This is a genomic window from Microbacterium arborescens, assembly GCF_030369635.1.
Classification (GTDB): domain Bacteria; phylum Actinomycetota; class Actinomycetes; order Actinomycetales; family Microbacteriaceae; genus Microbacterium.
Genome location: NZ_CP128474.1, coordinates 471,392 through 490,823, shown reverse-complemented (window position 1 = coordinate 490,823; position 19,432 = coordinate 471,392). Strand labels below are relative to the sequence as shown.

Here is a 19,432-nt window from a genome sequence, read left to right as displayed (position 1 = left end):
AAACCATGACCTCCGCCGCAGCAGCAGACCTCATCGCGCGCAGCAACCGCCTGGGATCCGACCCCAAGAACACCAACTACGCCGGCGGCAACACCTCCGCCAAGGGCACCGACATCGACCCCGTCACCGGTGAGCCCGTCGAGCTGCTGTGGGTCAAGGGATCGGGCGGCGACCTCGGCACCCTGACCGAGTCGGGGCTCGCCGTGCTCCGCCTCGACCGGATGCGAGCACTGGTGAACGTGTACCCGGGTGTCGATCGCGAGGACGAGATGGTCACCGCGTTCGACTACTGCCTGCACGGCAAGGGCGGCGCCGCGCCCTCGATCGACACCGCGATGCACGGACTGGTGGATGCCGCGCACGTCGATCACCTGCACCCCGACGCGGGCATCGCGATCGCGACGGCCGCCGACGGCGAGACGCTGACCCCCGCGATCTTCGGCGAGAAGGTCGTGTGGGTGCCGTGGCGGCGCCCGGGCTTCCAGCTCGGCCTCGACATCGCCGAGATCAAGGCGCAGAACCCGCAGGCCATCGGATGCATCCTCGGCGGGCACGGCATCACGGCGTGGGGCGACACCTCGGATGAGGCCGAGGCGAACAGCCTCTGGATCATCGAGACCGCACAGGCCTACATCGACGAGCACGGCGCGGCCGAGCCCTTCGGCGGCGTGCGCGCCGGGTTCGAGGCGCTGCCCGAGACCGAGCGCCGCGCCCGCGCCGCCGCCCTCGCCCCCACGATCCGCGGCATCGCCTCGACCGACAAGCCCATGGTCGGCCACTACACCGACGCCGACGTCGTGCTCGACTTCCTGGCATCCGAGAAGGCACCCGCTCTCGCCGCTCTGGGCACGAGCTGCCCCGACCACTTCCTACGCACGAAGGTCAAGCCCCTCATCCTCGACATGCCGGCGACGGCGTCGGCCGAGGAGCAGATCGCCCGTCTGCACGAGCTGCACGCCGCGTACCGCGCCGACTACCAGGCGTACTACGACGCCCACGCCGATGCGGACTCGCCGGCGATCCGCGGCGCCGACCCGCTCATCGTGCTGGTCCCGGGCGTGGGCATGTTCTCGTACGGCGCGAACAAGCAGACCGCGCGGGTCGCGGGTGAGTTCTACGTCAACGCGATCAACGTCATGCGCGGCGCCGAGGCCCTCTCGACCTACGCGCCGATCTCGGACGCCGAGAAGTTCCGCATCGAGTACTGGGCCCTCGAAGAGGCGAAGCTCCAGCGGATGCCCAAGCCCAAGACTCACCAGGGGCGCATCGCGTTCGTCACAGGAGCGGCATCCGGCATCGGCAAGGCCATCGCCACCCGGCTCGCGGCCGAGGGCGCGTGCGTCGTCGTCGCCGACCTCGACCTCGAGAAGGCGCAGGCCGCAGCCGCGGAGCTCGGCGGCACCGACGTCGCGATCGGCGTCGCCGCCAACGTCGCCGACGCCGACGGCGTGCAGGCCGCGATCGACGCGACGCTGCTCGCGTTCGGGGGCATCGACCTCGTCGTCAACAACGCCGGGCTGTCGCTGTCGAAGCCGCTGCTGGAGACCACCGAGAAGGACTGGGACCTGCAGCACGACGTCATGGCGAAGGGCTCGTTCCTCGTGTCCAAGGCTGCAGCCAAGGCGCTCATCGAGCAGAGAATGGGCGGTGACGTCATCTACATCTCCTCGAAGAACTCCGTCTTCGCCGGGCCCAACAACATCGCGTACTCGGCGACGAAGGCCGACCAGGCCCACCAGGTGCGGCTGCTCGCGGTCGAGCTCGGCGAGCACGGCGTGCGCGTGAACGGCATCAACCCCGACGGCGTCGTGCGCGGCTCGGGCATCTTCGCCTCCGGCTGGGGCGCCAACCGCGCCGCGACCTACGGCGTCAAGGAAGAGGACCTCGGCCAGTTCTACGCCAACCGCACGATCCTCAAGCGCGAGGTCGTGCCCGAGAACGTCGCCGACGCGGTGTACGTGCTGACCGGCCCCGAGCTCTCCCGCACGACCGGCCTGCACATCCCCGTCGACTCCGGCGTCGCCGCCGCCTTCCTCCGATGAGGGCAGGCACTCGAGTGCACGGCTACGCGCCGAGTGCACGGCATCCGCACGCTCCGAGGTCGTGCACTCGGCGGCAGGCCGTGCACTCGCGGGAAGGATGCCGCGCGTGAGCGTGTCGGGGGACGTTGCGGCGGTGGATCTCGGGGCCACCAGTGGGCGGGTCATCGTGGGACACGTGGGGGCTGACACGCTCCGCACCGAGACGGTCGCACGGTTCGCGAACGATCCGGTGCACGCCGGCGATGGCCTGCACTGGAACCTCGTGGGCATGTACGGGTCGGTGCTGGGCGGGCTGCACGATGCGTTGCGCACGGCCCCCGGCATCGCCTCGATCGGGGTCGACTCGTGGGCCGTCGACTACGCGCTGCTGCGCGGCGGGCGGATGCTGGGCGAACCGTTCCACTACCGCGACGAGCGCACCGCCCGCGGGGTCGAGAGCGTGCACGCGCGCTTTCCGCACGCCGAGCTCTTCGAGCGCAACGGCCTGCAGTTCCTGCCGTTCAACACCCTGTACCAGCTCGCCGCGGAGGATCCCGAGCTGCTCGCCTTCGCCGACACCGCGCTGCTCGTGCCCGATCTCGTCGGATACTGGCTCACCGGCGTCGCCCGCGCCGAGCAGACCAACGCCTCGACGACCGGGTTGTTGCGGGTGCTCCAGGCCTCATGGGACGGCGCCCTCGTCTCGGCGCTCGGCATCCCCCGCGGCATCCTCCCCCCGCTCATCGCACCGGGCGATCGGCTGGGACCGCTGCGTACCGACGTCGCCGCGTCGATCGGGGCGCCGACCGGCACGCCCGTGACTGCCGTCGGCTCGCACGACACCGCCTCGGCCGTCGTCGCCGTGCCGATGCAGCCGGATGCCGCGGCCTACATCTCGTGCGGCACGTGGGGCCTCGTGGGTGTGGAGGTCGACCACCTCGTACTCACCCGCGCCGCGCTCGAGGCGAACTTCACGAACGAGGGCGGGGTCGACGGGCGCGTGCGCCTGCTGCACAACGTCATGGGGCTGTGGATACTGAGCGAGGCCGTGCGGCAATGGGAGCGCCGCGAGGGGCACCGCATCGACCTGCCGACGCTGCTCGATGCCGCGCGCGAGGCCGACGGCGTCGTCTTCGACGTCAACGACCCGCGGTTCCTCGCCCCCGGCGAGATGACCTCGCGCATCGACGCCTGGTGCACCGAGCACGACGTCGCGCCGCCGCGCACGCGGGCGGAGTACACCCGGTCGATCGTCGAGTCGCTCGCGCAGGCGTTCGCCGATGCCGTCGCCGACGCCGCACGCCTGGGCCGCGTCGACGTACGAACGATCCACATCGTCGGGGGCGGCGCGCTCAACGAGCTGCTGTGCCAGCGCACGGCCGACCGCGCCGGCATGCCCGTGCTCGCCGGGCCCGTCGAGGCGACGGCGCTCGGCAACGTGCTCGTGCAGGCCCGCGCCGCGGGCTTCGTCTCAGGCTCGCTCGAGGCGCTCCGCGACCTCGTCGCCCGCACGCATGCGCCGCGCCGGTACGAGCCCAGCGCTTAGCCCGTCCGGCCGTCGGTGGTCGATACATTCGTCGGGCCCGCGGTGCGGGAGTGGCCTCGAACAGCTGTCGAGACGACACCAGCCACAGGGGTCCGACGAATGTATCGGCGTCAGGCGTCCCGCGGGTGTCAAGGGGTGCCGCGGGCGGCGACGGCGAGCGTAACGTCGCGACCATGAGCAGCCACGACACCCCGGCCGGCGGCGCCGGCGACAGCGCGATCCCGTCCGAAGAGCCCACCGGCGACCGTCACCTCGACGACCCCAGCTCCGAGCAGTCGATCACCGACGATGCACCCCGCGGCGGCGATGAGACCACCGAGCAGGAGCTCACGGCCGACAACGCAGCCGAGGAGGACATGCTGAAGACCCTCGACCCGGGTGACCCGCCCGCCTGATCCGCATCCATGAAGCGGCCGGTTCCCGACGGGGCCCGGCCGCTTTCGCGCCGCGCGAACCACATCTTGCATCCACAATTTAGCTAGCTATTCTAGCAATCATGGTAGCTTCGGCACGCCGCCGGTGGGCGGGTCTCGTCTTCATCAGCATCGCGGTGGCGCTCATCATCGTGGACTCCACGATCGTGAACGTCGCCGTCCCCTCGATCGTCGACGACCTCGGCATCACCTCGACCCAGGTGCAGTGGGTGCAAGAGGCGTACACCCTCGTCTTCGCCTCGCTGCTGCTCGTCTTCGGCAGCATCGCCGATCGGGTCGGCCGCCGCCGGATGCTGCTGACAGGCGTCGTCGTCTTCGCGCTGGCCTCGGTCGGCGCGGCCCTCGCTTCGACCGGCGACCTGCTCATCCTCGCCCGCTTCGTGCAAGGCGTCGGCGGAGCGATGATCCTTCCGACCACGCTGTCGCTCCTGAACGCGACGTTCCGCGGCCGCGAACGCGGCATCGCCTTCGCCGTCTGGGGTTCGACGATCGGCGGCATGGCCGCCGTCGGGCCGCTGCTCGGCGGCTGGCTGACGACGACGTTCTCGTGGCACTGGGCCTTCGGCATCAACATCCCGCTCGGCATCCTCATCGTCGTGGGCGTCCTGCTGACGGTCGAGGAATCGCGCGGCGGCGCCGCGGGGATCGACGTCGTCGGGGCGATCCTGTCGGTCATCGCGATGGGCACGCTCGTCTTCGGCCTCATCGAGGGACGAAGCTACGGCTGGTGGACCGTCGACCAGCGCCCCGAGCTGTTCGGCGCGTCGTGGCCGTGGGATCTGTCCCCCGTGCCGGTCGCGTTCGTCATCTCGGCCGTCACGATCGCCGCCTTCGTCGTCTGGGGCGTGCGGCGCCGCCGCGCCGGGAAGCCCACGCTGCTCGCGTTCGGGCTCTTCGGCATCCCGTCGTTCCGCAACGGCAACCTCGCCGCCCTCGTCGTCGCGCTCGGCGAGTTCGGCATCATCCTGGCCCTCCCCCTGTGGCTCCAGTTCGCGCTCGGGTTCGAAGCCGTTCAGACGGGCCTCGTGCTGCTCGCCCTCGCCGCGGGCTCGTTCGTCGCGAGCGGGCTCGCCGGCGCCCTGTCGGGCAAGGTCGCACCCGTGTGGATCGTCCGCGCCGGCCTGGCCGCCGAGATCATCGGCGTCGGCGGCGTCGCCCTCGTCGTCGCCCCCGACGCCACCTGGGGCCCGCTCATCCCGGCGCTGTTCGTCTACGGCATCGGCGTCGGCCTCGCCACCGCGCAGCTGACCGGCGTCGTGCTCGCCGACGTCCCCGTCGCCGCGGGCGGGCAGGCATCCGGCACGCAGTCGACCGCTCGCCAGCTCGGCGCCGCGCTCGGCATCGCGATCCTCGGAACCATCCTGTTCTCGACCACATCGGGCGCCCTCACCGCGAAGCTCGACGACCGCGGCATCCCCGCCGAGCAGCGCGACCACGTGGTCAGCGCCGTCGTCGACAGCGCGGGCGGCGCGATCGCGGGCCTGGCGGCCTCGCCGCAGACCGCCGACATCGCCACCGACGCGAAGGCCGCCCTCTCGGACGGCACCCGCGCCGCGAGCTTCGCCGCGGCGGGGTTCCTCGTGCTGGGCCTCGTGGCCACGACCTCCCTCGGCCGTGGCGCGCGCCGCGAGCAGGTCGAAACGGATGCCGCGGAGGTCAAGCCTCGCGGGTGATCGTCACCGTCACGTGCAGCGCACTCTTGTACGGGCCCGCGAACACCCCGCGCAGCGGCGGGACGTCGTTGTAGTCGCGGCCCCGCCCGACGAGCACGTGCCGGTCGCTGATCTCGACGTTGTTGGTCGGGTCGAAGCCCTGCCAGTCGCCCGCGAACCACTCGATCCAGGCGTGCGACTCGCCCGTCACCGCGACGCCGACCTGGGCGTCGGGGTCGGGATGCAGGTAGCCCGAGACGTAACGCGCCGGGATGCCGACGCTGCGCAGTGCGCCGAGGGTGATGTGCGCGATGTCCTGGCAGACGCCCTTGCGCTCGGGCCACGACTCCGCGGCGGTGGAGTGCACCCCCGTGACGCCGGGCATGTACTCGACGGCATCCCCGATCCCGATCGCGATCGCGTGCGCGGCCGGGCCGGGCTCGTCGTGCGACGCCGCGATCTCGCGGGCGAGCTTGACGACCTCCGGATGCGGCGCCGTGCGGGCCGTCTGCCCGAGCTGCTCGACGGTGTGGATCGAGCGCGCGGTCTCGTCGGCGAGGTCCTCCCACGAGATCTGCCGGTGCTCGATCGGGCGAGGCCGCACCTCGACGAGCGAGCGGGCCGTGATCGCGAGTGAACGGTGCGCGGCGAGCACGTCGAACGCGGCGACGCGGGTGCCGAAGTAGTCGACGTAGTGGTTGACGGCGGTCGTGGGATCGATGTCGAGCTGCGAGCTCAGCACGAACTGACTATCGGTCGAGCTCGGCAGCATCCGCGCCTCGTTGTAGGAGGCGGCGACGTCGCCGGGGTAGGTGAACCCGGTCGTGTGCTCGATGCGCAGACGCTTCACGAGGTCTCTCCGATCCAGTTCGGCTCCGCGGCGGTGGGGAAGAAGCGACTGCGGATCGCCTCGGAGGCCTCACGGGTCACCTTCTGCACGTTGTCCATGTGCTCGGGCAGCTCCGAGAGGATCTCGCCCAACGGCCGGTACTCGAGATCGTTGCGGATGCGGCCGAGCGCGCGCAGCACGGCGTTGGAGTGCCCCACGCGGTCGGCGACGGGATCGATCGCGCTCATGCACTCCTCCGCCCGCTGGATCGAGTGGATGATCGAGCGCGGGAAGAGACGATCGAGCAGCAGGAACTCCGCCGCGTTGCGCGCGCTCGGCATGCCGCGGTAGGTGCGCAGGTATGCCTCGTACGCGCCGCAGGAGCGGAGGATCGTCGTCCACGACGGCCCGGACTCCTCGGTCAGCGACCGGGTCGCGAGCAGCCGAGCCGTCATATCGGTGCGCTCGATCGAGCGCCCCAGTGTGAAGAACTGCCAGGCCTCGTCGCGGCTCGTCGACGAGTCGGTGACGCCCACGGCGAGCGCCGCGCGCTCACGCACCCAGTGGAAGAACTCGTGCACCTTCTCGGCGTTCAGGCGCCGCGGCATCCGCGAATAGGTGGTGTTGAGGGTCTCCCACAGCTCGGTCGAGACGATCTCGCGCGCGCGGCGGGCGTTCTCTCGCGCGGATTGCAGCGAGTACGCGATGCTCGACGAATTGGTGCGGTCGACGGCGAGCCGGGTCAGCACGTCCTGGCGGGTCACGGTGTCGAGCCCCTCGGGCGGGAACGAGCCCATGACCGACAGGAGCGACCGGCAGGCGGTGTCCTCGTCGATCCACGGGTCTTCCAGCAGCAGCTGCAGGTGCACGTCGAGGATGCGGGCGGTGCCGTCGCTCCGCTCGATGTAGCGTCCGATCCAGAACAGGCTCTCGGCGATGCGGCTCAGCACGTCGATCCCCCGGTCTGCTGCTGCTGTTCCTGCTGCTCGCTCAGGCCGCCGGGGTGGTCCTGCGGCGAGTGGGCGGGCTCGTCCTGCTCGTCGTAGATGATCGGGATCGCCTGGGTCGAGGCCTGATCGGCGACGAGCCCGGCGAGGTTCCCCTGGCTGTACTCGGCCGTGCGGGGCGCGTCGCCACCGACGACCCACGTGTCCTTCGAGCCGCCGCCCTGGCTGGAGTTGACGACGAGCTGGCCCTCCGGCAGCGCGACGCGGGTCAGCCCGCCCGGCAGCACCCACACCTCCTCGCCGTTGTTGACGGCGAAGGGTCGCAGGTCGGCGTGACGGGGGCGCATGCCGTCCTCGACGAGCGTGGGGATCGTCGAGAGCATGACGACCGGCTGGGCGATCCAGCCGCGCGGATCGGCGAGGAGCTTCTTGCGGAGCTTGTCGAGCTCGGCCGCAGAGGCGTCGGGCCCGACGACGAGCCCCTTGCCGCCCGAGCCGTCGACGGGCTTCACGACGAGCTCGTCGAGGCGATCGAGCACCTCTTCGAGCGCGCCCGGATCCTCGAGCCGCCACGTGTCGACGTTCTTGAGGATCGGCTCCTCCGCGAGGTAGTAGCGGATGAGGTCGGGCACATAGGTGTAGAGCAGCTTGTCGTCGGCGACGCCGTTGCCCACGGCGTTCGCGATCGTGACGTTGCCCAGGCGCGCCGCGAGCATGAGCCCCGGAGCGCCCAGCATCGAGTCGGCGCGGAACTGCAGCGGATCGAGGAAGTCGTCGTCGACGCGGCGGTAGATCACGTCGACGCGCTGCGGACCTCGCGTGGTGCGCATGAACACCTTGCCGCCCGAGCAGACCAAGTCGCGGCCCTCGACCAGCTCGACGCCCATGAGGCGCGCGAGGAGCGTGTGCTCGAAGTACGCGGAGTTGTAGACGCCGGGGGTCAGCACGACGACGTTGGGGTCGTCGACTCCGGGCGGGGCCGAGGCGCGCAGCGCCTGCAGGAGCTTGTTCGGATAGTCGCCCACGGGCCGCACGCGCATCGAGACGAACAGCTCGGGCAGGGTCTGCGCCATCACCCGGCGGTTCGAGATGACGTAGCTGACACCCGAGGGCACACGCACGTTGTCTTCGAGCACGCGCATCTCGCCGTGCTCGTCGCGGATGAGGTCGATGCCCGAGACCTGGATGCGCACGCCGTTGGCGGAGCGGATGCCGGCGGCCTGGCGGTAGTAGTACTGCGACGAGGCGATGAGCTTCGCGGGCAGCACGCCGTCGCGGACGCAGAACTGGTGCCCGTACGCGTCGTCGAGGAACGCCTCCAGCGCGCGCACGCGCTGCTTCACGCCCGACTCGACATGCGACCATTCGTCGTAGTCGATCACCCGGGGCACGGCATCCAACGGGAACGGGCGCTCCTCGCCCGCGAAGTCGAAGGTGACGCCCTGCGCGAGGTACGAGCTCGCGAGCGACTCGGTGCGTCCGCGAAGCTCTTCCTGCGTCATCTGCGCGAGCGCCTGGTACAGCTCGCGGTACGCGGCGCGCGAGCTCCCGGGAGCCGGCATGGTGCCCGAGACCTCGAACATCTCGTCGTACGGCGGCACCCCCGACACGGTCTTGCGCGGCGTCAGCGTCGAGCCGTATCCGTCGAAGAGGTCACCCATGGATGCGAGCCTAATCCGGGCCGTGTTGCGTCAGTATTTCCGCCCCCGTTTCGCCCGCCGTGTTGACATCCGGCGCGGCGACGACGGCGATACATCCGTCGGACCGGTGGTGCCGGTGTCGTCCCGCCTGCGGCGGGAGCAGACACCAGCACCACCGGTCCTGCAGCTGTATCGCGGTGGGGCGTCAGCCGCGCACGGCGAGCTCGTAGACGCGGGCGATCTTGGCCTCGGTGGTCGAGGCGGAGGGGTTGGTGACCACGAGGCGTACCGCCTCGACCCCGTCGACCCCGATCGCGACCTCGCGCGCGGCCTGCGTGTTGCCGGTGACGGCGGCGACCTGCTGCCATCCCGCCGAGGTGCGCACCTCGACCGTGAAGTCGACGAGCACGACGCCGGTTCCGGCCCCGCCGCCGAACCCGCTGTAGACCCCGAGCGAACTGACCCGCTGCGGCGCGGCCAGCTCGATCGTCGCCGTCGGCGTCGCGTCTCCGACGGCCGAGAGCCACCGGCCCGCATCGGTGCAGTCGCCGTCGACGAGGCGCGAGCCCGGGTAGGCGGCCGAGTACGTCGACGACACCGTGACCGTGGCCCCGAGACCGTCGTGCGAGGCGCACGGAGAGACGTTGGGCAGGCCGCCGAGCCAGTCCTTCACGAACTGCCCCTGGTGCTCGCCACCGAGGATGTTCCAGTCGTAGTCGAACATCTGCGGCTTCCAGAAATTGTCGAGGATCCACGCCTGCCACCCGATCCACGGACGGGCGTCGAGGTACGTGCGGAACGGCACGCCCCAGTTGGTAGTCGTGCCCGCGGTGATGCTGTCGGAGAACTCCCCCGGCGGGTTCCACCCGAACTCCGTGACGACGACGGGGATCTGCTGCGCGGCGTTGCCGAACTTGCTGTCGAGCAGCACCGTCGTCGGCGCCCCCTGGTTGGGGTAGATGTGGAAGACGTACGCGATGTTGCCGCCCGCGATGGGGTCGCTCACGGCACCGTTGACGAACGTGCTCCACTGCGGCGAGCCCATCAGCAGGAGAGTGTCGGGCGCGGTCTCCCGGATGCCGTCGACGACCGGCTGGATGTAGGCCTTCCACGTCGACCAGCTCGCGGGGTTGATGGGCTCGTTGAAGACCTCGAACACGACGTTGGTCACGTCGCCGTACTGCGGCGCGATGTAGTCCCAGAAGCGCTCGACCGTCGAGCGCGGCACGGCGCCCGCCCCGTCGCCGTAGTCGCGGACGAGGTGCAGGTCGATGATGAGGTAGATGCCGAGATCGACGGCCTGCTGGACGTACGGCGCGATGTACTCGGCGTCGTAGGCGGCGAGGTCGGTGGTCGCGGAGATCTCGGTGACGGGCAGGCGCACGACCTTCGATCCCCAGGCCGCCGCGAGATCGATCATCTCGGAGGTCGGCCGCGAGTCGCAGTAGTCGCAGAGGTCGTTCTGCTCGGGGGCGAGCACCGACACCCCGCGCAGGGCGACGTCGGCTCCGGTGGCGTCGACGACGCGGTTCCCCTGCGTCGACAGGGCGGGGAGAGAGCCGTCGGCGACGGCTGCGGTGGGCGCGACCCACGCGAGGCCGGCGATGAGGGCGACCGCCGAGACGACGGCGCCGAGGCGTCGCCGCAGCCGGCCGCGCCGGCCTGAGGCGGAGTGGGGCGGGTGGGAGAGAGGGGGCATGGATCCGTCCTTCCTGACACGTGCGCCGGCCTCGTCGCCGACGCACGGTCCCGACGCGTCAGCGCGACGGGACGATTTCGCGGGCTCGTTCCCGCGGCTTCCAGTGGTGCGTGCGCACCTCTTCCGGCCAGCGCAGCGTGATCCCGAGACGGTCCGTCAGCACCCGGCGCAGGTCGTCGAGCAGCCGCGGCTGGGCCCGGACCGCGCGCGGGGGAACCCGTTCGGCGAGCGCGACGGCAGCAAGCGCGGCGACGGCCTCGCCGATGCTCCATTCGACCGGATGCAGGCGGTAGCAGCCGTTGGTGATGTGGGTCGAGCCGATGTTCTTCGCGGCCGGCAGCAGGTTGTCGACGCGCACCGGCAGCAGTGCCCCCAGCGGGATCTGGAACGGGTACGACTCGATGTCGACGTAGGTGCGCCCGGCCGTCGAGGGATGCAGGTCGATGCGGTAATGCCCGAGCCCGACGCTGTCGTCGAACACGGCGCTGCCCGCCCCCGCGCCACGGGCCTGTACGCCGACGTGCTGCTCGAGCACGCGGAACTCGGTCACCGCGCGTCGCGCCTCGCGGATGTAGACGCGGTCGGCGTACCCGTCGGCGGTGCCGGTGACGTCTCCGCGCAGGCGGAGCCCCGGGTAGCCCGTGCCGCCGTCGTGCCGCGGCGCTTCGGTCTGCATCCAGTACAGGAACGACTCCGACAGCTCGCGACTGGCTGCGCGTGCCCGGTCGGCCGCGGCGGCGTCGACGCCGAGGAGCGGTGCCTCCCAGTAGTCGATCTGCGGCCAGTTGACGAGCGTCACGTCGGAGATGCCACCGGTGAAGTTGTCGGCGGCGAGGACGCGCCGGTACCGCCACAGGTCGAACGGCACGTCGGGGGTGTCGACCTTCTGGAAGAGCGGCCGGGTGCGCTCGTGCAGCCCGATCGGCTCGATGTCGGTCCACGACAGCTGCGGGCCGGGCCAGAACGAGTCGACGTGCGTGCGCCAGTGCTCGTAGCGTGCGGGACGGTCGCCGACGTGATCCTCGCCCTCGCGGTGCTCGAGCGCGAAGCACCATGAGACCGCCTGCTGGTCCATCGGATCGGCGACGGCCGGAGCGTGCAGCTCGCCGGTGTCGTCGACGCCCTCGGCCCCGATGACGTGCTCGACGCGTGCGAGCTCGAGCAGGTCGCCGAGTTCCGTGGCATCCACCACGATCGGCGCTTCGAGCACCGTCTCCTCCCCCGTCCGGCTGCGGACGACCACGCCCTCGACCCGGTCGCGCACGACGTCGACGGCGACGGGCTCGTGGTCGCGGAGGATCCGCAGCCGGCCGGTCGCGAGCCACGGGGCGAGCATCTCGTCGATGACCGCGTCGGCGACGCGCGGCTCGTGGCAGAGCCGGCTGACGATGCCGCGCCCCGGGTTGAGGATCGGCTCGGCGGCGGCTTCCGCCGTGACCGGGTAGTTGCGGCGGTAGTAGTCGCGGACTCGGCGGCGGAACTCGGCGTAGCTCGGCGATGTCGTCGGCTGCTCGATCCAGGCGTGCTCGTCGGGCGGCACCGCCTGCGAGGTCAGCTGCCCGCCGAGCCTGCCCGACTCCTCTGTCAGCACGACACGCAGGCCCAGGCGGGTCGCGGTGATGGCCGCGGCTACGCCGCCGACGCCGCCTCCGATGATCAGCAGGTCGATCGGCTCGGTCATCCTCGGTCCTTTCTGACCTGTGCGACGGTGCCGCCGGCGACCACCTCGCACGCGACGAACGTGCTCTCGCGGGCGGCATCCGGGTCGTCCACCATCTCGATCAGGCGGTCGACGGCGATGCGGCCGATCTCCTGGCGCGGGATGCGGAGGTCGTCCCACCGCACGTCCCCGGCGCTCGTGTCTTCGAGGACGGCGACCGAGACCTCGCCCGGGATGTCGACCCCGCGCTCGATCAGCCGGTTGCGCAGCTCGCCCGCCACCCGCTCGCTCTCGGCGACGGCGGCGGTGCAGCGTCCGTCCACGAGCGCGGCGACGACCTCGTCGGGCACCCCCGCCCGGCCTTCGCGGTACCCGGGCGACGCGTCCGCGATGCCGAGACGCGTCACCGCCTCGGCATAGCCGGCGCGGCGGTCCTCGTACGGTTCGACGTCCATCGAGTCGCGCAGGTACGCGAGGGTGCGATGGCCGAGGGCGTGCAGGCGTTCGACGATCCCGGAGGCCGCCGCACGGTAGTCGGGGATGATGCACGGGATGTCGGCGCCGGGGACGTCGCGGCGACCGATGTGGATGAAGGGGTACCCCTCGCGCCAGAGCTTGGCGAGCTCGTCGCGGTCGGGCGAGACGCCCAGCAGCACGCTGCCGTCGGCGATGCGCAGCCGGTTCGTCTCGTCGCGGTAGATCCGCCGCCCGCCGGCGCCGTCACCGGTGGAGCTGAACAGCACGAGATCGTGCCCCGTCTCTTCGGCGCGCTGCTCGATGCCGAGCAGGAACTCGACGTAGAAGCCCTCGCGGGCGTTGGGGAAGAGCGGCTCGAACGTGTGGACCCCCAGCAACTGCGTGCGGGAGCCCCGGAGGTTGCGGGCGACGGGGTTTGGGACGTAGCCGAGCTGGGCGATCGCCTCGTGGATGCGCTGCCGCGTCTCGTCGGGGATACGCGCGGCATCGCCGCTGATCACGCGTGACACCGCCGACTGCGACACCCCGGCGAGTCGGGCCACGTCGGACTGGCGGATCGAGCGCGGGCGGGTGCTGGGCGTGGTCACGGGACCTCCTCGGTCAGGGTGCGGGAGACGAGCTGCGTCATCGATGATCCGGCGAGCTCGTGCCCGCGACCGACGTCGTGCAGCCAGCAGTCTGCGCCATGGTCGGGCCCGACGGTGATCCGGGGCGGACGCGTCGTGCGGCACTGCTCCATCGCGAACGGGCATCGCGGGTGGAAGCGGCATCCGCTGGGCGGGTCGATGAGGCTCGGTGGCTCGCCCAGGTCGTCGGCCGATCCGAAGACGGCGTCGCGATCGCGGTCGGGGTCGCCCTGCGGGTCGGGCGAGGACTCGATGAGCAGCTTCGTGTACGGATGCTGCGGATCGGCGATCACCGCCTCTTTCGGGCCCATCTCGACGATGCGTCCCGCGTACATCACCACGATGTCGTCGCAGAGGTAACGCGCGCTCGCGATGTCGTGGGTGATGTAGAGCAGTGCGAGGCCGTCTTCGCGGCGGAGGCGGTCGAGCAGGTTCAGCATCTCGAGCCGGATCGAGACGTCGAGCATCGAGATCGGCTCGTCGCCGAGCAGGACCCGCGGCTCGACGGCGAGGGCTCGGGCGATCACCACGCGCTGGCGCTGGCCGCCCGACAGCTCGTGCGGGAACTTCTCGAGGTAGTCGTCGGCGGGCGTGAGTGCGACGCGTTCCAGCAGTTCCCGCGCCCGGCCGAGCCGCTCGGCGCGGGAGAGCCCGCGGTGGTGCAGCCGGATCGCCCGGTCGATGTTGTGCCGCACGCGGTGCAGCGGGTTGAGCGACCCGAAGGGGTCTTGGAAGATCAGCTGGACGGCCTTGCGGTAGGCGAGCTCGGCCTGACCGGTCGGGCGGTCGACGGGGCGGCCCTCGAGACGGATGGTGCCCGAGGTGGGCTCGTAGAAGCGCGCGAGCAGCCGCGCGAGCGTCGTCTTGCCGCTGCCGCTCTCGCCGACCACGGCTGTGACGCGTCCCGGGACGAGCCGCAGGGTGATGTCCTCCACCGCGTGCACGGTCGCCTTCGCGCCGAGCCCCGAGGTGACGGTGAAGTGCTTCGTGACGCCGACGGCCTCGAGCACAGGTGAAGTCGTGGGCTCGGTCGTGGTGGATTCGGTCATGACCCGACCTCCTCGGGTTCGCGCAGATGGCAGGCGACGGATCGCTCGCCGTGCGGGGTGAGCAGCGGCAACTCGGACCGGCAGCGGTCGAACGCGTGGGCGCAGCGCGGCGCGAACGGGCAGCCGGCGGGCAGCAGACGCAGGTCGGGGGGCGTTCCCGGAATGCCCTCGAGACGCTCGATCGGGGCGTGCAACGGCGGGAAGGAGTCGCGGAGCCCCTGCGTGTACGGATGCAGCGGCGAGCGATAGATCTCGCGCGACGCGGCGAGCTCGACGATGCGGCCCGCGTACATGACGGCGATGCGGTCGGCGAGCTCGAGCAGCAGCGACAGGTCGTGCGTCACGAACACGACGGCGAATCCGAGCTCGCGGCGCAGCCGCAGAACCTGGGCGAGGATCTGGCGCTGCATCACGACGTCGACCGCCGTCGTCGGCTCGTCCATCACCACGAGCTCGGGCCGGCAGGCGAGGGCCAGCGCGATGGTCGCGCGCTGCCGCATCCCGCCCGACAGCTCGTGCGGGAAGCTCCGCGCACGATCGGCCGAGATTCCGACGAGCCCGAGCAGCCGACGCGCCTCGTCCCAGGCCGCGGCCCGGCTCATCGAGCGGTCGTGCGTGCGCAGCACGTCGACGAACTGCTCTCCGACGCGGGTGACGGGGTTGAGGGCATCCATCGCGCTCTGCAGCACGATCGACATCCGCGTCCAGCGCAGTCCCCGCAGCCGCCGCGGGGTGAGCTGCACGAGATCGATCCCGGCGCCGCCCTCGCGGGGGTGGTAGACCACGCTCCCCGCCGTCGTGACGGCCGGGGGCCGCTGCAGCCGGGTGAGCGCGGTGATGAGCGTCGACTTGCCCGACCCCGACTCGCCCACGACCCCGAGGATCTCGCCCCGGTGCAGATCGAAGGTGACGTCGGCGCACGCACGCACGGCGCCCGTGGCACCGGCGTACTCGACCGTGAGCCCCCGCACTTCGAGCAGGACATCCGAGCCCGCGGCATCCGAGGGCGCATCCGGTCGTCTCTCCTGGATCATCGTCATGTCATGCCCTCTCTGCGCCGGTCGTCTCGAGCACGGCGGCCTCACGGCGCACCGAGGCGGTGCGCTTGGCGACCCGCCGGCTCGCCGCCCGGAGCTTGGGGTTGGCGAGCTCGTCGACGCCGAAGTTGATGAGCGCGGCCGCCGTGCCCACGAGGGCGATGCACAGGCCCGGCGGCACGAACCACCACCACAGCCCGCGCAGCACCGCGCTCTGCTGCTGCGCGGCCTGGATCATCGTGCCCCAGCTGATCGCCGACGAATCGGAGACCCCGAGGAAGGCGAGCCCGGCCTCGGCCATGACCGCGCCGATGAGGCCGCCGAGGAACATCGACGCGATCCAGCCGTAGAGGTGCGGCAGCACCTCGACGAAGATGAGGCGGCGGTGCGGCTCGCCCAGCATCCGCATGGCCTGCACGAAGTCACGGTTGCGCACGCTCATCGCCTGCGCGCGGAGCGTGCGCGCGCCTCCCGCCCAACCGAACACCCCGATGATGATCGCGATCATGACCAGGCCCGTTCCCTGCAGGTAGCCGGCGACGACGAAGATCAACGGCAGCACCGGCATGACGAGGAAGATGTTGGTGAGGAAGTTCAGCAGGTTGCCCGTCGTGCCGCCGAAGTAGCCCGCGGGCACCCCTACGACGATCGCGATCGCGGTGCCGATGGCGGCACCGAGGAACCCGACGAACATCGAGCCTCGGGCGCCCTCGATGACCTGGGCGAGCACGTCCTGCCCGAACTGGGTCGTGCCGAGCGGATGCGCGGCGCTCGGGGGCGCGGCGATCGCCGAGATGTCGTTGGCGCGGGCGTCGAGGCCGAGCGCCGACAGCAGCACGGGACCGAGCAGGGCGAGCAGCACGAAGAACGCCAGCACGACGACTCCGAAGAGGACCTTGCCGTTGCGGAGCAGGGAGGCGCGCATGTCAGCTCTCCTCTCGGACGCGAGGATCGAGCCACACGTAGAGCGAGTCGGCGATGAGGTTCGCCAGCAGGACGGTGAGGGTCACGAGCAGGAACACGCCCTGCATGACCGGGTAGTCGCGCTTCTGCAGCGCGGAGAACAGCAGGTACCCGATGCCCGGGTAACTGAAGACGATCTCGGTCAGCAGCGCCCCGCCGACCACGCCGCCGAGCGCCATCGCGAAGCCGGTGAACTGCGGCAGCATCGCGTTGCGGGCCGCATACCGCCAGCGCACTCGCGCGGGCGAGAGGCCCTTGGCCTGAGCGAGGAGCACGTAGTCCTCGCGCACCGTCGTGACGGTCATGTTGCGCATGCCCAGCATCCATCCCCCGAACGCCGAGAAGATGATCGTCAGCGCGGGCAGCGCGCCGTACTGCATGACGCTCAGCACGAACGCGGGCTCGAGCGAGATCGGGAGGTTCGGGTCGTACCCACCCGAGAGCGGGAACCAGCCGAGGACGAAGCCGAACAGCCACAGGGCCAGCAGGGCGATCCAGAAGTAGGGCACCGACGAGACGAAGGTGATGAGCGGCGTCATGATCGAGTCGAACCGCGACCCGGCCCGCCATCCGACCGCGACTCCGAGCATCGTGCCGAGCACGAACGAGATGACCGTCGTCGTGCCCACGAGCAGGAGCGTCCACGGCAGGCCCGCGCCGACGAGGTCGGCGACCGGCACCGGGAAGTTCGAGATCGACACCCCGAGGTCGAATCGCGCCAGCTGGCCGATGTAGGCCCCGTACTGCTCGAACAGGTTCTGGTCGGGATTGCCGAAGAGGCCGCGGATCGACACGAGCGCCTCCGGCGCCAGCGCCTGACCGCTCACCCGCTCGAGCTGGTCGATGATCGCCGCCGACGGGTCACCGGGCATGAGGCGCGGGATGACGAAGTTCAACGTGATCGCCGACCAGGCCGCGACCAGGTAGAACCCGAGGCGCTTGAGGAGGAAGGCGCCGCTGCGCCGACGGGGCTTCCGGCGCGCCGAGACCTCGGCCAGAGCCGTCGTCGTCGTGGGCGTGGGAGCCCCGCCGAGCGCGGTCATGACGCGGGCTTCAGCGAGAGCAGGGTGCGGACGGTGTCGGGCCCGAGGCTCGGGAAGGGCACCGCGTCGAAGTCGTCGGGCGTCGGCCAGCCGGTCCAGTGCGTCGCGTTGACGTCGACGAACCAGTACGAGTTGTACAGCGGGCTGAAGGGAACCTCGTCGACGACGATCCGCTGCATCTCCTGTCCGAGCGAGCGCAGCGTCTCCTCGTCTGCCGCCCGGGTCATATCCGACAGGATGCGGTCGGTCTCGGGGTCGTTCCAGCGTCCGATGTTGGTCGCGGCCGCGGTACCGAGCGGTTCGACGTACCGGCTGTCGAGGAAGCCGTAGACGCCGTAGACCCCGGCACCGCCGGTCGTGGCGATCGTCAGGTCGAAGTCGCCCGTCTTCTGCTGGTCGTAGAGGGTCGCCCCCGGAGCCCCGGCCGGGGCCACCGAGATGCCCAGCACCGACTTCCAGCTGTTGATCATGATGTCGGCGTAGGCGTTCCACCCGAAGTCCTGGTTGAACGACAGCCGGGGCGAGTACCGCTGCCCGTCCTTCTCCAGAGCGCCGTCGACGACCGTGAAGCCGGATGCCGCGAGCGCGGCCTGCGCGGCGGCGGCATCCACGTCCTGCACGACACCGCGATACTCCGGAGCGATCCAGTCGGCGTAGATCTGATCGACGAGGCCCGTCGGGCCGGCCTCGGTGCCCGGCCGGTTGAGCGTCGCGGTGATGTCCGAGCGTGGGATCGACAGCGCGAGTGCCCGCCGCAGGTCGGCGTTGTCGAAGGGCGGCTGCGCGGTGTTGTACATCATCGAGTAGGCCCCGCCCGTCGCGTAGAGCTGGTACAGGTTCGTCTCGGGGTTCTGCGCGACGAACTCCTCCTCCGCACCCGCCCACGATGCCGGCGCCCAGTCGACGTCGCCGCGGAGCAGCTGCGCCTTGACCGCCTCGCCGTTCGTCGCGAGCACCTTGAGGTAGGTCATGGGCATCTGCCCGCCCCAGTAGTCGTCGCGCGCCTTGAGCGTCACCTGCTGGGCCGCGAACGCATCGACCGTGAAGGGGCCCGTGCCCACCGGGTCGGGGTTCGTCCAGCTCATGAGGTCCTGGTCGCGCCAGATGTGCTCGGGAACGACCGGCAGCGAGCTCGAGGCGAACTGGTTGAGCGCGGCGAACGAGGGCTCGGCGAAGTCGACCTGAACCGTGTCGTCGTCGATCTTGCTCACCGCCTCATAGGTCACGCCCGCGAGGTTGAGCTCGGGCCGCTCGAGCGGGAGCGAGAGCGAATAGACGACGTCGTCGGCATCCATCGTCTCGCCGTCCGAGAACGTGACGTCCGGGCGCAGCTCGATCGTGAGAGCCGTGCCGGCCTCGTCGAACTGCAGCGATTCGGCGAGCCACGGCTCGACGACGGCGCCGTTGGCGTAGTCGATGCGAGCGAGCGGCTCGTAGATCAGCTCGGCGTTGGGGGCCTTCTCGGTCGCGGGACCGAGGACGTTGTAGTTGCGGACGTAGGTCGTACCGCCGTCGGACTTGCCGTAGATCAGCGTGTCGGCTCGGGCGGCGGTGTTCGTAGCGGTGCCCGGCGTGCAGGCGGCCAGAGCGAGCGCCGCGGTCGCGAGGGCGGCAGCGGCGGCGATTCGGGAAGTGCGCATTCCGGTCTCCTGTGACGTGGCGTGCGGTTTCGGCGGTCATACGTATGAGCGCCGATCCGTAGAAGAACAACGGTGTGCTTCTACGTATGACCAGCACGGTAGCGGGCGGGGCGCGACGGTGTCAACGGTCATTTCCGTGGCGGTGGCGACACACCTGTCAGAGTCGCGG

The 19,432-nt window shown here is 70.9% G+C and carries 15 protein-coding genes; 4 read left to right on the top strand and 11 right to left on the bottom strand.

Annotated elements, in window-relative coordinates; translation table 11 throughout:
• The first annotated feature begins 5 nt into the window (after window positions 1-5).
• From QUC20_RS02310 to QUC20_RS02295, 4 genes are all read left to right on the top strand, one after another.
• On the top strand, window positions 6-2,042 hold the full coding sequence (locus tag QUC20_RS02310; protein WP_289330821.1) for a bifunctional aldolase/short-chain dehydrogenase: 2,037 nt from the start codon (window positions 6-8) through the stop codon (window positions 2,040-2,042).
• Window positions 2,043-2,139: 97 nt separating this feature from the next.
• Window positions 2,140-3,567 (top strand): rhamnulokinase, encoded by a 1,428-nt coding sequence (locus QUC20_RS02305; RefSeq protein ID WP_434543649.1) that lies wholly within the window; start codon window positions 2,140-2,142, stop codon window positions 3,565-3,567.
• A gap of 173 nt (window positions 3,568-3,740) precedes the next feature.
• A complete protein-coding gene (locus QUC20_RS02300; RefSeq protein WP_289330819.1) occupies window positions 3,741-3,962 on the top strand; it encodes a hypothetical protein in 222 nt (73 codons plus the stop codon).
• A 101-nt stretch (window positions 3,963-4,063) separates the two neighbouring features.
• The gene (locus tag QUC20_RS02295) at window positions 4,064-5,674 is read left to right on the top strand and encodes a DHA2 family efflux MFS transporter permease subunit (RefSeq protein ID WP_289330818.1); all 1,611 of its coding nucleotides are present in this window, start codon (window positions 4,064-4,066) and stop codon (window positions 5,672-5,674) included.
• Here QUC20_RS02295 and QUC20_RS02290 read toward each other — a convergent pair.
• The 11 genes from QUC20_RS02290 to QUC20_RS02240 all read right to left on the bottom strand — a co-directional run bounded on the left by QUC20_RS02290 (window position 5,658) and on the right by QUC20_RS02240 (window position 19,263).
• The gene (locus QUC20_RS02290) at window positions 5,658-6,503 is read right to left on the bottom strand and encodes a transglutaminase family protein (protein WP_289330817.1); all 846 of its coding nucleotides are present in this window, start codon (window positions 6,501-6,503) and stop codon (window positions 5,658-5,660) included. The two genes, QUC20_RS02295 and QUC20_RS02290, sit on opposite strands and share 17 nt — an antisense overlap.
• The gene (locus QUC20_RS02285; protein WP_120263550.1) at window positions 6,500-7,432 is read right to left on the bottom strand and encodes an alpha-E domain-containing protein; all 933 of its coding nucleotides are present in this window, start codon (window positions 7,430-7,432) and stop codon (window positions 6,500-6,502) included. The genes QUC20_RS02290 and QUC20_RS02285 overlap by 4 nt, the downstream gene beginning before the upstream one ends.
• On the bottom strand, window positions 7,426-9,090 hold the full coding sequence (locus QUC20_RS02280; protein WP_120263551.1) for a circularly permuted type 2 ATP-grasp protein: 1,665 nt from the start codon (window positions 9,088-9,090) through the stop codon (window positions 7,426-7,428). The genes QUC20_RS02285 and QUC20_RS02280 overlap by 7 nt, the downstream gene beginning before the upstream one ends.
• A gap of 184 nt (window positions 9,091-9,274) precedes the next feature.
• A complete protein-coding gene (locus QUC20_RS02275; RefSeq protein ID WP_289330816.1) occupies window positions 9,275-10,768 on the bottom strand; it encodes a cellulase family glycosylhydrolase in 1,494 nt (497 codons plus the stop codon).
• Window positions 10,769-10,826: 58 nt separating this feature from the next.
• A complete protein-coding gene (locus QUC20_RS02270) occupies window positions 10,827-12,449 on the bottom strand; it encodes an FAD-dependent oxidoreductase (RefSeq protein ID WP_289330815.1) in 1,623 nt (540 codons plus the stop codon).
• Window positions 12,446-13,492, bottom strand: coding sequence for a LacI family DNA-binding transcriptional regulator (locus QUC20_RS02265; protein ID WP_289330814.1), 1,047 nt, complete (start codon window positions 13,490-13,492; stop codon window positions 12,446-12,448). The genes QUC20_RS02270 and QUC20_RS02265 overlap by 4 nt, the downstream gene beginning before the upstream one ends.
• Complete coding sequence (locus QUC20_RS02260) at window positions 13,489-14,580, bottom strand: ABC transporter ATP-binding protein (RefSeq protein ID WP_289330813.1); 1,092 nt, start codon at window positions 14,578-14,580, stop codon at window positions 13,489-13,491. The genes QUC20_RS02265 and QUC20_RS02260 overlap by 4 nt, the downstream gene beginning before the upstream one ends.
• Window positions 14,577-15,620: an ABC transporter ATP-binding protein gene (locus QUC20_RS02255; RefSeq protein WP_120263555.1), complete on the bottom strand. Its 1,044-nt coding sequence runs from the start codon at window positions 15,618-15,620 to the stop codon at window positions 14,577-14,579. Before QUC20_RS02255 ends, QUC20_RS02260 begins: the two co-directional genes overlap by 4 nt.
• 1 nt (window position 15,621) lies before the next feature.
• On the bottom strand, window positions 15,622-16,542 hold the full coding sequence (locus QUC20_RS02250; RefSeq protein ID WP_023952618.1) for an ABC transporter permease: 921 nt from the start codon (window positions 16,540-16,542) through the stop codon (window positions 15,622-15,624).
• Between the two features lies 1 nt (window position 16,543).
• On the bottom strand, window positions 16,544-17,623 hold the full coding sequence (locus QUC20_RS02245; protein WP_289330812.1) for an ABC transporter permease: 1,080 nt from the start codon (window positions 17,621-17,623) through the stop codon (window positions 16,544-16,546).
• Window positions 17,620-19,263 carry an ABC transporter substrate-binding protein gene (locus QUC20_RS02240; RefSeq protein ID WP_289330811.1) on the bottom strand — a complete coding sequence of 548 codons (1,644 nt, stop codon included), beginning with the start codon at window positions 19,261-19,263 and terminating at the stop codon, window positions 17,620-17,622. The genes QUC20_RS02245 and QUC20_RS02240 overlap by 4 nt, the downstream gene beginning before the upstream one ends.
• Between the last annotated feature and the right edge of the window lie 169 nt (window positions 19,264-19,432).

Coding starts and splice junctions, on each gene's coding strand:
- QUC20_RS02310 (WP_289330821.1), top strand. CDS start 6: ATGACCTCCGCCGCAGCAGCAGACCTCATCGCGCGCAGCAACCGCCTG.
- QUC20_RS02305 (WP_434543649.1), top strand. CDS start 2,140: ATGCCGCGCGTGAGCGTGTCGGGGGACGTTGCGGCGGTGGATCTCGGG.
- QUC20_RS02300 (WP_289330819.1), top strand. CDS start 3,741: ATGAGCAGCCACGACACCCCGGCCGGCGGCGCCGGCGACAGCGCGATC.
- QUC20_RS02295 (WP_289330818.1), top strand. CDS start 4,064: ATGGTAGCTTCGGCACGCCGCCGGTGGGCGGGTCTCGTCTTCATCAGC.
- QUC20_RS02280 (WP_120263551.1), bottom strand. CDS start 9,090: ATGGGTGACCTCTTCGACGGATACGGCTCGACGCTGACGCCGCGCAAG.
- QUC20_RS02275 (WP_289330816.1), bottom strand. CDS start 10,768: ATGCCCCCTCTCTCCCACCCGCCCCACTCCGCCTCAGGCCGGCGCGGC.
- QUC20_RS02270 (WP_289330815.1), bottom strand. CDS start 12,449: ATGACCGAGCCGATCGACCTGCTGATCATCGGAGGCGGCGTCGGCGGC.
- QUC20_RS02260 (WP_289330813.1), bottom strand. CDS start 14,580: ATGACCGAATCCACCACGACCGAGCCCACGACTTCACCTGTGCTCGAG.
- QUC20_RS02255 (WP_120263555.1), bottom strand. CDS start 15,620: ATGACGATGATCCAGGAGAGACGACCGGATGCGCCCTCGGATGCCGCG.
- QUC20_RS02250 (WP_023952618.1), bottom strand. CDS start 16,542: ATGCGCGCCTCCCTGCTCCGCAACGGCAAGGTCCTCTTCGGAGTCGTC.
- QUC20_RS02245 (WP_289330812.1), bottom strand. CDS start 17,623: ATGACCGCGCTCGGCGGGGCTCCCACGCCCACGACGACGACGGCTCTG.
- QUC20_RS02240 (WP_289330811.1), bottom strand. CDS start 19,263: ATGCGCACTTCCCGAATCGCCGCCGCTGCCGCCCTCGCGACCGCGGCG.